Origin of the sequence: Nonomuraea glycinis, from assembly GCF_014646515.1 — a bacterium.
GTDB classification, from domain to species: Bacteria; Actinomycetota; Actinomycetes; order Streptosporangiales; family Streptosporangiaceae; genus Nonomuraea; species Nonomuraea glycinis.
The window spans coordinates 151,217-165,611 of the sequence record NZ_BMNK01000011.1 but is presented as its reverse complement, the minus strand read 5'-3'; the positions used below and the strand labels follow the sequence as shown (position 1 = coordinate 165,611).

The following is a 14,395-nucleotide window of genomic DNA, read 5'->3' as shown; positions in this document are numbered from 1 at the left end:
GCTGATCTGGCACATATGCAGATCAGGAGGGGCCCGACTCTGCGGAGTCGGGATCATTCATGTTACTACCCTGAATGTTAGTAACATGAATGTTAGTAACATGGTTGGAGGTCGGCGGACGTGGCTGATTTTGTAGGTCGTCGGCAGGAACTGGCGACGCTGGAGCGAGAGCTGCAGAAGGTGGCGGCGGGGATTGGCGGGGAACGGCCCGGTCGGTGCGTGATGTTGCGTGGGCGGCGCCGAGTGGGCAAGTCGCGACTGGTTGAGCGGTTTGCGGAGCGCTCCGGGGCCCCGTTCTTGTTCTACGCGGCGCTCGGCGCGTCCCCGAAGGATGATCTGGCACGGCTGGCCCGGGACGCTCAGGCATCGACACTGCCACTGGCGCGGCTCGTGGCCGCCGCGCAGCCAGACAGCTGGGATGCCGCGTTCGATGTGCTGGCCGCGGCGCTGCCCGCCGACCGAGCGAGCGTGTTGGTCATCGACGAGGTGCCGTACCTGATGGATGTCGATGGCGCCTTTGAGGGGATGCTGCAACGGGCCTGGGACCGGGTGTTGGAGACCAAGCCAGTGCTGCTGGTCCTCATCGGCTCCGATCTGTCGATGATGGAGGCTCTGAACAGCTACGGGCGCCCCTTCCATCAGCGCGGCCGGGAGATGGTGCTCGGGCCGCTGAACCCTTCCGAGGTGGGGAGGATGCTCGGGCTGGATCCGGCAGAAGCCTTCGATGCCGCGCTGGTCACCGGCGGGCTGCCGCTGATCTGCGCGGAGTGGCCGCGGGGTGCGGGACTGTGGGACTTCCTCGGCGAGGCGCTGAGCGACCCGGTCTCGGCTCTGCTGGTGTCGGCCGAGCGCTCGCTGGCTGCCGAATTCCCCCCGCAGGCTCAGGCGCGTACGGTGCTGGCGGCTATCGGCAGTGGCGAGCGGACCTTCACCAGCATCGCCCGTGCGACCGGCGGAATCGGGGCCACGTCGCTGCAGCGAGCACTGGAGCTGCTTACGGAGAAGCGGATCGTCGTGGCGGAGCTGCCCGTATCGGTGCGTCCGTCGAAGGATCGCCGCTATCGGGTGACAGATCCCTACTTGCGGTTCTGGCTGTACCTGCTTGGCCCGTCCATGGAGGAGATCGAGCGTGGGCGGGGCGATCTGACCTTGGCGCGGATCCGGAAGAACTGGACCAGTTGGCGCGGCCGGGCGATCGAGCCGCTCATCCGCGAGGCGCTCGCGCGGATGCTGCCCGACGACCGGCTGCCGGCGGCCCCCGTGGTAGGCGGCTACTGGACCCGGACCAACGACATCGAGATCGACATCGTCGGGGCGGACCGCGCCCCCATCGCCAGGGAGTTGCTCTTCGTCGGCTCCATCAAGTGGTTGGAGCGATCGCCCTTCGACCGGCACGACCTGGCGGCTCTCCATCGGCATCGGGCCGCCCTCACCGACGATCCTGTTCCGGTCGTGGCGGTCTCGCGCAGCGGAGTCGACTGTCCGGGGCTCGATGCCGCCTATAGTCCCGGCGATTTGCTGACCGCCTGGCCGCTGTGAGCGGCTGATGGCAGGCGAATGGCAACCTGGGCCGACGAGCTGATCGGCGACGGCCTCCGGACTCAGTTGTCCGCCCTGCCGCTTGGTTCGCCGACTGTTCGGCCCGACCTTCGTAGACTTTGATCATGCGACTTCAGGCGTCCTCACTGATCGATCCGGCACTTCTGCCGCTCGTCGACGAGTCCCGTGCGTTCTATGCGTCCCGACGCGCCGGCCGCGGACCGAAAAGCAGATCCGAGCTCATGGCTGTCCGAGAAGCGATGCCTGCGCCTGCCGAATGCCGACCGTCCCCGTCGGTGGAGACGGTGAGTTCTGGCGGGCGAAGTGTGCCCGTGCGGATCCACACGCCGACGGACGGTGCCGCCACGGGAGTGCTGCTGGAGATGCACACCGGTGGCTTCTATCTGGGTTCGGCCGCGGGAAGCGACGTTCGGAATCGGCGACTTGTCGACGCGCTGGGCATCGCCGTAGTGAGCGTGGACTATCGACTCGCCCCGGAGAACCCCTGGCCCGCAGCGCCCGACGACTGCGAGACGGCGGCGTTGTGGCTTGCCGAGAACGCCGAAGCTCGGTTCGGCACGACGCGGCTGGCCATGAGCGGATTCTCCGCAGGCTCCACGCTGGTGACCGTGACGTTGCTACGGCTACGCGATCGTGGAATCCATGCGTTCGGCGGCGCGGTCGTTCAATGCGGAACGTATGACCTCTCCGCGCAGACACCGGCAGGACGCCTCATCGCCGACGAGTACTTCCTTGCCGCGTATGCGGGTAACGCGCCGGATCGCACTGACCCGGACATTTCTCCCGTCTTCGCGGAGTTGGAGAACCTCCCGCCGATCCTGATGGTGGTCGGCGCGGAAGATGTGCTCCTGGAGGATAATCTCGCGATGGCGGCGAGGCTCCTCGCGTCTGGTGTCGAGGTCGACCTACGCGTCTATCCCGCGTCGCCGCACGCGTTCACGGGGCATGCGACCTCGATGGCGCGAACCGCGCTGGAGACCATCGACGAGTGGCTCCGAGGGCAGATCGGACGCCAGTCGCCTCACCTATGACGACCATGCTCGCCGTATCTGCCTCATGCGGCGACTCCAGTCGTCAGAGTGAAAGAGGTGAGCATGGCCGGCTACCGGATCGATCGCCAGATCGCGGACTTCGGCGAGCACATGCGCGGGTGGCGCATGGTGTTCGGCCTGACGGCGCAGCAGGTTGCCGAGCGTGCCGACATCACGCGCGACACACTGCGCCGTCGAAGTCCTCGTCGAAGACGCGGGTCGCACCCGTCTGGTCGGCCAGGCCCATCATGGGAGCCGACGCGCTGCCCGACGAGATCGAAGGACTCCTCGCTCTGGCCGAGGACTGCAGCCTGACTCCGGAGGCTGCACGGGAGCGGATGCGCCGCGTCGCTGCGTCTCCGGCCGGCTGGCGCGATCGGGCACGGGAGAACCAGATCGCCGATCGTGAGATCGCCATGATGGCTGAGTCGATGGAAATCTGTCGTTGAGGCGGGTCGGCGCACAGCCTGACCCGGTGCGCCCCGAGAGCCGTGTTACTAACATCCCTCGCCGGGATCCGGGCCGTTTTGCAGCCGTCGGGCGTGCTGGGCTTCGAGACCCGCGACCCGGCCCGATCTATTTTACCGAGAGCCAGGTGCACGCTGCCGCAGGACGGACCGAGGATACGGCTAGGGCCGTGGAGAGCATCGTCACCGACAGCACGATCATCGACTATCTCGTTCCGGTGAACGCCCGGCTTCTCCTTGCTCAGTGCGCCGTGGTGAACGGAGACATCGATGGCGGGGCCGACATGGCGGCTGCCGTGCTGCAGGATCTCGGCGTAAGGCGTAAAAGACCTCAGTCACGTCCGTCACGCGTCGGACATGACGGCGCGGCCGGATAATGCGTTGAGGCGGCCTTCGCCGGTCGCCTAGCGTGAGCCGTGTGCCCGATCCGATCTTCAGCGACCCCCGGCTGGCCAAGATCTACGATCCGCTCGATCCCGACCGGAGTGACCTCGACGTCTATGTCGCGATGGTGGACGAGTTCGGCGCGCGTCGGGTGCTCGACGTGGGCTGCGGCACCGGTACGTTCGCGTGTCTGCTGGCGGAGCGCGGGGTCGAGGTGGTCGGGATGGATCCGGCCGGGGCCTCGCTCGACGTCGCGCGTGCCAAGCCCGGTGCGGATCGGGTGCGGTGGATCCTGGGCGACGCCACGACGCTGCCGCCCCTCCAGGCCGATCTGGCCATCATGACCGGCAACGTGGCCCAGGTCTTCCTCACGGACGAGGATTGGGCCGCCGCCCTGGCCGGGATCCGGGCCGCCCTGCGACCGGCCGGCACGCTGGTCTTCGAGATCCGCGACCCGTCCCGCCGGGCCTGGCGGGAGTGGGACCGGGCGCGGACGTACGCCGTCACCGACGTCCCCGGGGCGGGCGTCGTGGAGTCGTGGAGCGACGTGCTGGAGGTGGCCGGGCCGCTGGTCACCTTCCGCCACACGTACGTCTTCGCCTCGGACGGCGCGGCGCTCACGTCGGACTCCACGCTGCGGTTCCGGAGCCGCGAGGAGGTCGAGCGGTCGCTGCGCGAGGCTGGGTTCGGGTGCCGGGAGGTGCGGGACGCGCCGGACCGGCCGGGGCGTGAGCTTGTCTTCGTCGCCAACAAAGTTGATTGAGGGACAATAGAGACGTCAACCATCTGGGGCACCCGCGCGTCGAATGCACACGGCGGTCACGCTGACTCGGGAGGCCCTCATGATCCGACGCATCATCCACAAGCACAGCCCGGCGCCCAAGCTCGCGGGCATCAGTATGGAAGAGGAACTGGCCCTGCTGAGGGTCGAGCTGATGTACGGCCTGCGCGTCAACCGCGAGGACTACCTGCGCAGGAAGGTGGACGAGCGCGAGGAGCTCGCCGCCCAGTTGCGCGCCCGCGACACCACGAGCATGCTCGCGGGGCTGCGCGGATCGCTGGAGCGGGCGGTGCAGCCCACCGTGGTGGACCTGCGCACCAGAAGGCGTCCGGTCGGCAACCAGGATCCCGAGCCCGCCTGACGGCGAACCTCCTTGCGGATGAGCCGCCTGCCCGGTATCGGGCAAGCGGCCGTTCCTCTTTTCGCGGTACGTCTCCGCAGGTCAACGCCACCCGGCCCGATGAGGACAGGATTTCGTGGCGGCCGGGCTATGCGAATTTAGGTCTCTGGCCTGGTCAAATGCCCATTCGATAGGGAACCCTCACAAGTTGGGCACTCCGATGCGTCCTATGCGCACTCGGTTTGCTACCGGACGGCGATGCCTGCAGCATGGACGTGGCTTTCCTGGAACAATGGCGGAGACCGGATAAGGTGACTGCTTCACCGCGGATGATGGGGATCGGCAACGGACGACACCGCGCCAGCCGGGGCGATTGGCGCGAGCGGAGGCGTGATGGCTCGTAGGTCAACCGTCCAGCACGGTCCTCGGATCGCTGGCGACCCCGAGCTTTCCGTACGCCCAGACACCGCCGACTTCGACGCGCCTCCGCCGCGCAGGCCGCGGCGTGGCGGTTGGTCGGGCGGCGGCGGGCGTTGGCTGGTGTGGACCGGCCGCATCATTCTCTGGGCGCTTATCGTGGTTATCGTGGTTAATGGGATCCGTGCACCTTTTGAGCGGTTTACCGGGCAGAACGCCGCCGCGCCGAATGCGACCGCGCAGCCGGAGAGTGACTTCCCGACGGCGCGCGGGATGGCATTCGCCGCCCAGTTCGCCGGCGTTTACCTGAATTTCAGTCCTGAGGACGCCGTGAGCAGGTCCGGCAAGCTGGCCGCGTTCATGGCCGACGGCATGGATCAGCAGCTGGGCTGGGACGGCAACGGCAAGCTGGGCGCCGTCGCCATCCAGCCGTACGACATCGAGGTCACCGACGACGCCAACGCCATCGTCACGGTCGCCTTCCAGACGGGCAGCCGCAGGCTGCACCTGTCCGTGCCCATCTACTACTCGGGTGACGCCGACGGCAACAGGTTCGTCGTCTCGGGCTGGCCCGCGATCCTGCCCGCGCCCGGCCCCGCCGATCTGCCGCAGGTGGCGGAGCCGGAGAGTGACGACGCGGCGGCGACCGAACTCAAGCCGCAGCTCGAAGGCTTCTTCCGCAACTACGCCTCGGGCAACGGCGCGGAGTTGCAGCGCTACGTCACCGCCGGCACGAGCCTGCCGAGCTTCGCGGGCGCCTTCACCTTCGCGGAGCTCAAGAGCGTCGTGGTGCCTGTAGGGGGTGCCACCCGAGAGATTCAGGCGGTCGTGGTGTGGGTCCTGCCTGACGCCGTGGCCACCGACGCCGGCGCCGCCGTCGCGAGCACCGGAACCGGCCGCCTCCAGCAGGCTTATCGCCTCACGGTCGTGAAGCAGGGCGACAAATGGTACGTCGACGACATCCGCGGCGCCGGTCGGGCCGTTGGATAGACGCACGACCGCGCTGCTGATCGGCACCCCCGGGAGGACAAGAAGTGATCGTGAAATCGATAGTGCTCAACCTGATCGAGCTGACGCCGACCCCCGCACCCACCGGCGTCAACACCGAAGGACTCGCCGACTTCCTGCGCGCGTTCTTCGCCCCGCTGTTCCTTGTGGTGGTCTCCGTGGTCGCGCTGTTCTTCCTCTTCACCCGCGAGATCACGAGGTTCGTACAGTTCCTCATCCTGGCCGTGGCCATCGGCGTGATCTTCTACGTGCCCAACATCATCGAAGTGACGGCCAAAGCGATCGCGGGAGCCCTGGGCATCCAGTAAGGGTTGAGACCGCTCCGTGGCGGTCATGAACGAGCGGGTGGAGAGGAGGACCGCGTGGACCTGCCTACGTATACGAACATCTGGCGCATCGAGAAGCGGCTCTACAAGCTGTACGATCTACGGCTGCCCATGCCGCTGCCCATCGTCTGGATCGGCGTGTTCGTCGGCGTCGTCGTGCCGTGGTCGCTTCTGCTCTGGCTGGTCGGCGTGCCGGTGGAGATGCCCTGGCACGTGCTCTACCTGGTGCCCCCCGGGATCGTGACGTGGCTGTCCACCCGCCCCGTCATCGAGGGCAAGCGGCTCACCGAGCTGCTCGAATCCCAGCTCCGCTACCTCGGACAGCCGCGCGCCTGGTATCGCCTCGCGCCCGGGGCCGAGCCCGAGACGATCAGCTTCTCCGGCCGCGTCTGGCGCGTCTCCCCGGCCCGGGTCCGCGTCAAGTCGACGCGCAAGGCCCGCCAGACCCAGCGCAAGCGCTCCGCCGCCCAGCGCATCAACGGCCCGCGCCAGGTCCGTCCCGCCGTGGCGGCCGCCGCTGTGGCCGCCGCACAGGCCCCGGTCGCCGAGTCGGCGACCACCCGCACGGGCTGGGGCTCCCGGACCCGCCCCGGCGCCGCCGCCCCCTCCCTCGGCACCACCGCCCTCGCCCTGCCGCCCGCACGCCAGGACCAGGCCCACGAGCCCGTACGTGAGAGCCGCGCCGAGGCGAGAGGCACGACGGAGACGCCGGCCGAGCCCAGGACCGCGACCGACCCGAGGAGCGGCCAGGAGACACCGGCCCGTTCGAGGGCCGGGCGGGACTCTCAGGACGCGGCGCGGAGCTCTCACGGCGCGGTGCGCGACGGCAGGGACACGCCGGCCGCGCTTCGGCTGGTACGTGGCGCCTCGGAGGACGCGCCCACCGGCCGTGACGACGCCCGGCATGAGCCGGCGGGCGACTCGGCTGAGCGGGCAGGGGGGCGGACCTCGCGTCAGGCCGCGTCGGGTAAGCCGATCGACACGGAGGCGCTGCGGCGGTTGCGCAAGCTCGCCGCGAGCGCTGACGCGCCGTCGGAGTCCTCGGCCCTGCCGGGCGGCGAGGACGAGCAGGCCGTGGATGAGCACGGCCGGGACGCGGAAGTCGCCAGGAACCAGCACAGGAAGGGGCGGCCGCCCAGGCTGGGGCCCGCCCTGCTGCTGTCGGACGCTCAGGGGGGCTGGTCGCCGCTGAACCCCGACTCGACGCCGATGAAGCTGTCGCGCCCGTTGCGGGGCAGGGGTCCGGACTCGGAGTTGCCCGCGCTGCCGGTCCACCATGACGACGCGGTTCCCTCGGCGTCTGCTCGGTCCGAGCAGGTGGATCCCGCTCACCACGACGATCCCGTACGTCCCGAGCAGGTGGATCCCGCCCAGCACGACGATCCCGTACGTCCCGAGCAGGTGGATCCCGGTCAGTACGACGATCCCATCCGTCCCGAGCCGAATGACGAGGGTGTCCCCACGGGCTCCGCACGCGGGGACGACGCGGGATCTGCCCCTAACACCCAGGAGGAGGACGCCGCGGAGCGTCCCCAGGGCGTAGCGGAAGGGCCTGTGGGCGCCCCAGAGGACGAGGAAGCCCCGCCCACGTCGTCGGCACGCCAGGAGGTCCCGCCGGAGGCGCTGCGGCCACTGGAGAGCCTGCCGTCCACGACCCGACAGCCATCCGCAGGACCCGAGCAGCCCGAGTCCGCCGGGCATGAGCCGTCTGAGTCCGTACGACGCGGGCTGTCCGAGCGCGTGGACCTTCGGCGGGCCGAGGGCGCGGGGGCCGGGGAGTCTGTGGACGCTGAGCGCGGGGAGCCTCAGCAGGCTGAGCGTGCCGAGCGGGAGTCGTCCGAGCGGGAGTTGTCCGAGCGGGAGTCGTCCGAGCGGGAGTCGTTCGAGCGGGAGTTGCCCGAGCGGGAGTTGCCCGAGCGGGCAGGGCCTGAGCAGTCGGTGGAGGAGCCGCCGCAGGCGGCGGGGCGTCGCCAGTCCGTGCAGCGCCTGCGTTCGGTGGAGCCGCTGCGGCCGGCCCAGGAGCGGGAGTCCGACGAGCACGCCGGGTCCGACGAGGACCGTCAGTCCGACGAGGACCGTCGTGCTGAGAGGCGTCGGCAATCTGCGGAGCAGCAGCAGGCGGAGCGGGAGCACGAGCGGGAGCGGTCCGTGATCGGGCTGGAGGCTCGGGAGGGGGCTGCCGCGGGCTCGGCGGTGGAGCAGGCGGGTGAGCGGTTGCGGTCGGTGGGGCAGCCGCAGGCTCCGGAGCGGCGGGAGGTCGCGGCCGGGGTGCCGGTGCCGAGGACCGGGGAACGGGAGCCGCGGGTACGCCGGGTGGAGTCCGTCGTGGGGCGGGACTCCGGCGGCTGGCGGCGGATCGCCCAGGTGGTGGTCGGCGGCAGCGGCGTGCGGACCGATGGCTCGGAGATCGACGAGGCCCGGGCCAGGGGCGTGTTCGGCGGCAGCCGCAGGATCGTGGTGCTGGGATGTACGGGCGGCGCCGGGCAGAGCACGACGGCGTTGATGCTGGGCCACACCCTGGCCCGCTACCGCGACGACCGGGTGGTGGCGGTCGACGCCGCGCCGGGCGGCGGGAGCCTGACCAGCCGGGTCGAGCAGGAGACGCCCGAGACGCTGACGTCGCTGCTCGCGGGCCTGCACGGGGTGAGCGGCTATCTGACGATGCGCGGCTACACCACCCGTACGGCGTCGGGTCTGGAGGTGGTCGGGGCCGACGGCGACGCGGAGGCCGAGCAGCGGCTGGCCGATCGTGACCTCTTCTCCGACCGCCGGCTGGGTGAGGCGCTGAGCCTGCTCGACCGGCACTACAAGCTGTCCGTCATCGACCCGGCGGCTTCGCTGGCGGCGCGCGTGCTGCCGTACGCCGACCAGCTTGTCCTGGTGCTCCCCGCGAGCGAGGAGGCCCCGGAGGCGGTGGCGATGACGTACGAGTGGCTGGACGGCCACGGCTGCGCGGACCTGAGGCGGCGGGCGGTCATGGTGGTCAACGGGGTGAGCAGGCGTTCGATGGCGGATGTCGAGCAGGCGGAGGCGGTGGCCAGCGGCAGGTGCCGGGCCATCGTCCGGGTCCCCTGGGAGGACGGGCTGGCGCCGGGCGGCGACAAGGTCGTCGATCCGGGGCAGTTGCGCGCGGCCGGGCGGCGGGCGTACCTCGCCCTTGCCGGGGTCGTGGTCGCGGGCTTCACGGCACAGCGGATCCGACCGAGCGAAGAGGAGTTGGCGAGTGACCCCCCGGGCACGAGAATCGGTGAGCGATAAGTGAACATGCGAGCAGGTATGGCCAGTTCATGCGCCGAGGGGGCGGCATGAGCAGGGCGTCCCGGGCGCACCAGCGTCTGGCGGTCCGCTACTTCGACGACCGCATCCTGCTCACAGACTCCTCCGCATGGGCATATTTCCGTCTTCCCACGGTCAGCTACGAGTTCGTCACGCCGGAGGAGCGGGAGTCGCTGGCGACCAACATCACGATCGCGCTGGCGGCGATCAGGATGCCGGACGCCGAGGTTCATCTGCGGGTGGCGCATCGTGCCTATCCGGCGGCCGAGTGGGCGATGGCGCTCAACGCCACCTCCGACGAGGGTCCTGGCTGGCGCGACTATCTGGAGGAGATGTACCGGCACGTCTGGGCGAAGGACTTCTGGTCCAAGGAGGTCTATCTCGGCGTACGGATCGGTCCCCGGGGCAAGCAGCTCGGCAGCGGGGTGCTCGCGCAGCTGTTCGGCTTCTACCAGCGGACCGAGAAGGCGCTCGGCCTCGACGACGACCACGTGCCCGACGGCGAGATCCGCCGCTGGACCGAGCAGGCCGAACGGCTGGGCCGGGCGCTGGCCTCCAGCGCCCTGTACGCCCGGCACGCCACCTCGGTCGAGGTGGCGTGGCTGTTCCAGCACGCGGCGGCGGGGGCGCTGGCGGACGCGCCGCCGTCGGCCAGCCCGAAGCGGCGCTGGGGCAGGGGCGAGATCGAGTCGCTGGTGGAGGGCGAGATTCACAACGGCAGGTCGCTGCTGCGCATCGTGCAACCGCAAGGTGACTCTTATGTGGCCCACCTGTCGTTCGCCCGGTTCCCGGACATCATGCCGTTCCCGGACGGCGAGCCGTGGATGCACTTCACCGACCAGCTGCCCTTCCCCGTGGAGATCTCCTCGCGGATGCGGCTGATCCCGCCGGTCAAGGCGTCCAGGGACGTGGCGCGCAAGCTGGCGCACGCCCGCGACATGGACATCCACATCCGGGAGGCCGGCGCGGAGGCGCCGCTGGCGCTGGCCGAGCAGATCGACGCGGCCCGCATGCTGGAGCACGGCATCACCAAGGAACGACTGCCCTTCGTGTACGGGTGGCACCGGCTGATCGTGTCGGCCCCCACCGAGGACATCTGCGTGCAGCGGGTGGAGGCGGTCGTCGAGCACTACCGCGACATGGGCATCGACGTGGTCAACTCCACCGGCGACCAGTTCTCGCTGTTCCGCGAGGCGCTGCCGGGGGAGAAGGTGGGCGTCAACGCCTACGCTCAGCGTCAGCCGCTGCGGACGATCGCGGGCGGCATGGCGACGGCCACCGTGGACCTCGGCGACCGGCTGGAGGACGCCGGTGAGGGCTGGCTGGGCCCGTATATCGGTGAGACCGTCGGCAGGGCGCGCAGCATCGTCCACTTCGACCCGCTGCTCGCGGCCAGCCGCAACCGCCCGACCGCCATCGCGATCACCGGCGAGCCGGGCGGCGGCAAGACGACGCTCGCGCTGCTGATGATCTACCAGATGGCGTTGCGCGGGGTCACGGTCGCGGTGATCGACCCCAAGGGCGACGCCGAGTCGCTCGTGCAGCTGCTGCAGAAGCGCGAGCGCAAGGCGCGGATCATCCCGCTCGGCTCGGCCGCGCCGGGGCTGCTGGACCCGTTCTCGTTCGGGGATGACATCGCGGCCAAGAAGACGATGGCCACCGAGACGCTGCGGCTGCTGCTGCCGAGGATGTCGGAGGAGCGCGAGTCGGCGATGATCCAGGCGGTGGCGGCGGTGTCGAACGCGCCCGACCCCTCGCTCGGCAAGGTCGTCGACCATCTGGAGCAGACCGAGGACGCCGCGTCGAAGAACCTGGGCGCGGTGCTGCGCTCGATGTCGGAGATGCACCTGGCCACGCTCTGCTTCGACCCCTCCGGCGGCGACCAGATCGACTCGGAGGGGTGGACCACCGTGTTCACCCTGGGCGGCCTGACGCTGCCGGACGTGGCCACCACCAGGGACGACTACTCCTACGAGCAGCGGCTGTCGGTGGCGCTGCTCTATCTCGTCTCCCAGTTCGCCCGGCGGCTGATGAACGGGCTGGACCGGCGCGCGCCCAAGGCGATCTTCCTCGACGAGGCGTGGGCGATCACGTCCACGCCGGAGGGCGCCAAGCTGGTGCCCGAGGTGAGCCGGATGGGCCGCTCCCGTAACACCGCGCTCGTCCTGGTGTCGCAGAACGCCGGCGACCTGCTCAACGAACAGGTGACCAACTGCCTGTCCTCCGTCTTCGCCTTCCGGTCCACCGAACGCGTGGAGGTCGACCACGTCATGTCACTGCTCGGGGTGGAACCATCTGAGGAGCACAAGGCCGTCTTGCGCTCGCTCGGCAACGGGGAATGCATTTTCCGTGATCTGGATGGCAGGGCAGGGCGGATCGGAGTGGATCTGATCTCCGATGAGCTGCTTCGCTGGCTCGACACGAACCCGACACACGACAAACCCGACGGCAACGGGCATGATCTTCAAGGGGGAGTGGTCCGGGCGCAGGAGGTGCGGTCATGAGGATCCGACTATCCAGGCGGTTGACGCTTGCCCTGGTGGTGCTGCTGGGCATCCTGGTGGTGCCGTTCGCCGTGGGGAGCATGTCGCCCGCCGCGGCGGCGCCCTGCGACCTCTCGGGCGAGCTCGCCCCCGAGGTGATCGGCAGCGGCACCGACGGCATGATGCAGGCGCCGGTGCCGGAGGGCGGCGTACAACCACCCACCACCAACTACGGCCAGTTCGGCATGAGCGGCCAGTTCTGGCACACGCACGAGCTCGGCTGCTCCGACATCACCGCGGTCCTCGGCAACTCCTGGGCCAACACGATCTTCCTGTGGGCCAAGGCCGTCGACCGGCTCACGATCACCACCTACCAGGCGGCGGCCACCGAGGGACCGCTCCAGTCCATCAAGGACGTCGTCGACGACATTGTCACGAACCTGGCGCAGGCCATGTACTGGCCGTACCTCCAGCCCATCGTGATCCTCGGCGCGATCTGGCTGGCGTGGTACGGCCTGATCCGCAAGCGGGCCACCACCACCGCCGAAGGCGTGATCTGGATGGTGCTCGCCGTCACGGTGGCGACCTGGTTCCTCAGCCGGCCGCAGGACTTCACCGGGCTCGGCAAGGTCGTCACCGACAAGACCGGCGAAGTGGTCAACTCCGCCTTCTCCGGGCTGCCCGGCGCGGGCGGCGCCTCCTGTCTGCCGGCGCCCGGCGACACCAGCCCCGAGGTCAAGGCCGGCGGCTACGGCCAGAACGGCACGCCCGGCGTCGACCAGAACGCCGACGCCCTGTGGTCCACGCTGGTGTGCAAGCCCTGGCTGATGGGCCAGTTCGGCACCGCGGACCCCAACCAGCCCATCGTGCGCGACTTCGGCCGCGTCATGCTGGAGACCCAGTCGATCCCGGCGGCCACCGCGGCCAATCCCGCGCCCGACCGGGCCGCCCACCAGGCGAAGTACGTCGAGATCGCCGACAAGCTGAAAAACGACTCGCGCTACTTCATCTTCTCCGGCCGGGACTGGACGAGCCGGCTCGGCGTGGCCATCGCCGCGCTCATCGCCGCCCTGGTGGCGGGGGTGCTCATCTTCCTGGTGGCGGTCTCGCTGCTGGTGCTCAAGGTGGGTTTCCTGCTGTTGCTGATCCTCGGGCCGGTGTTCCTGCTGATCGGCGTCCATCCGGGCAGCGGGCGGATCATCGCCATGCGCTGGGTGGAGATGCTGATCGGCACCCTGCTCAGACAGGCCGTGCTCGCGCTGGTGCTCGGCGTGCTCGTGTACGGCTACGCGCTGATCATCTCCACGGCGATGCCCTGGGGGTTGCAGATCCTGTTCATGGCGTTGCTGACGATCGCGGTGTTCTTCTACCGGCGGCCGTTCCAGCATCTGTTCGCCTCGATGGGCGGGCACACGCTCACCACCCGCATGCTCGGCGAGGCGGCGAGTTCGCCGGTGCTGGAGCGGGCCTCGAACGTGCTGCCCCCGGTCGCCTCGGCCAGGATCGGACGCTGGGGCGCGCGGAAGGCCGAGCCGCTCATCCACGCGGCCACCGGCGGCGTGGCGAGCGGGGTCGCCGCCACCGTCGCCCAGGGCCGGGCCAGGGGCGAGGAGTCGGAGGGCGCCGCGACGCCGTCGGGCGTCCGGGTGCCCGCACCGCTCGACACCGACCAGCAGGGCGGCAAGGCGGGCGGCAGGCAGGGTCCGGCGCCGCGCCAGGGTGACGCGCCGCCGCTCAACCTGGGAGGCACGCCCACCCGCAGCCGTGGCGCCTCGCCCGGGGCGGGGCCGCGCGGTCCGGGCGGCGGGTCGAGCGCGTCCGGCGCGTCCGGCGCTTCCGCCGCGTCCGGTGGCGGCTCGGGTGGCGGAGGCTGGTTCGGCGGACGGTCCGGCGGCGGCTGGGCGCCTCGCGGCGGCTCCGGCGGCTCCGGCGGCTCGCGGAGCTCGGGCGGTTCCAGCGGCTCCCGATCGGGTGGCTCGCGGTCGGGCGGTACGCGGTCCGGCGGCTCGGGAGGCTCCCGGTCCGGTGGGTCGGGAAGCTCTCGGTCCGGCGGGTCCCGGTTCAGTGGGTCCGGTGGTTCGCGACCCTCCCGCTGGAGCGGCGACCGGTCGAACGGCTCCTCGGGCGGCGGCATCTTCGGCCGCAACCCTGACGGGCGGGTCTTCGGCGGCGGCGGATCCGGTGGCGGCGGCATGTTCGGCGGCTCCTCCGGCTCCTCCGACCGGCGCGCCTCCGAGCCGCCACCGCTGTGGGGCAGCTCCCGCAAGGATGAGCCCCCGGTGCCGTTCTGGCTCAACCCGTCCAACCCCGACAAGGATTGAT

Annotated in this window: 11 protein-coding genes; all 11 read left to right on the top strand. The window is 70.2% G+C overall.

All coding sequences use genetic code 11. The features are described 5' to 3' along the window. The first annotated feature begins 120 nt into the window (after nt 1-120). Nucleotides 121-1,539 (top strand): ATP-binding protein, encoded by a 1,419-nt coding sequence (locus IEY87_RS28485; RefSeq protein ID WP_189141873.1) that lies wholly within the window; start codon nt 121-123, stop codon nt 1,537-1,539. 125 nt (nt 1,540-1,664) lie between these two features. Further along, nucleotides 1,665-2,591 (top strand): alpha/beta hydrolase, encoded by a 927-nt coding sequence (locus IEY87_RS28480; RefSeq protein WP_189141872.1) that lies wholly within the window; start codon nt 1,665-1,667, stop codon nt 2,589-2,591. A 248-nt stretch (nt 2,592-2,839) separates the two neighbouring features. Beyond that, the gene (locus IEY87_RS28475; RefSeq protein ID WP_189141871.1) at nt 2,840-3,040 is read left to right on the top strand and encodes a hypothetical protein; all 201 of its coding nucleotides are present in this window, start codon (nt 2,840-2,842) and stop codon (nt 3,038-3,040) included. Between the two features lie 188 nt (nt 3,041-3,228). Further along, nucleotides 3,229-3,435 carry a hypothetical protein gene (locus IEY87_RS28470; protein WP_189141870.1) on the top strand — a complete coding sequence of 69 codons (207 nt, stop codon included), beginning with the start codon at nt 3,229-3,231 and terminating at the stop codon, nt 3,433-3,435. 41 nt (nt 3,436-3,476) lie between these two features. Further along, on the top strand, nt 3,477-4,205 hold the full coding sequence (locus IEY87_RS28465; protein WP_189141869.1) for a class I SAM-dependent methyltransferase: 729 nt from the start codon (nt 3,477-3,479) through the stop codon (nt 4,203-4,205). Nucleotides 4,206-4,284: 79 nt separating this feature from the next. After that, entirely contained in the window at nt 4,285-4,584 is a 300-nt protein-coding gene (locus tag IEY87_RS28460; protein ID WP_189141868.1) for a hypothetical protein, read from the top strand. A gap of 669 nt (nt 4,585-5,253) precedes the next feature. After that, complete coding sequence (locus IEY87_RS28455; protein WP_225277756.1) at nt 5,254-5,970, top strand: conjugal transfer protein; 717 nt, start codon at nt 5,254-5,256, stop codon at nt 5,968-5,970. Nucleotides 5,971-6,029: 59 nt separating this feature from the next. Then, a complete protein-coding gene (locus tag IEY87_RS28450) occupies nt 6,030-6,296 on the top strand; it encodes a hypothetical protein (protein ID WP_225277783.1) in 267 nt (88 codons plus the stop codon). 54 nt (nt 6,297-6,350) lie between these two features. Beyond that, complete coding sequence (locus tag IEY87_RS28445; RefSeq protein ID WP_189141866.1) at nt 6,351-9,572, top strand: TcpE family conjugal transfer membrane protein; 3,222 nt, start codon at nt 6,351-6,353, stop codon at nt 9,570-9,572. A gap of 47 nt (nt 9,573-9,619) precedes the next feature. Further along, nucleotides 9,620-12,094 carry an ATP-binding protein gene (locus IEY87_RS28440; protein WP_189141865.1) on the top strand — a complete coding sequence of 825 codons (2,475 nt, stop codon included), beginning with the start codon at nt 9,620-9,622 and terminating at the stop codon, nt 12,092-12,094. After that, a complete protein-coding gene (locus IEY87_RS28435; protein WP_189141864.1) occupies nt 12,091-14,394 on the top strand; it encodes a type IV secretion system protein in 2,304 nt (767 codons plus the stop codon). The genes IEY87_RS28440 and IEY87_RS28435 overlap by 4 nt, the downstream gene beginning before the upstream one ends. Nucleotide 14,395 lies beyond the last annotated feature (1 nt).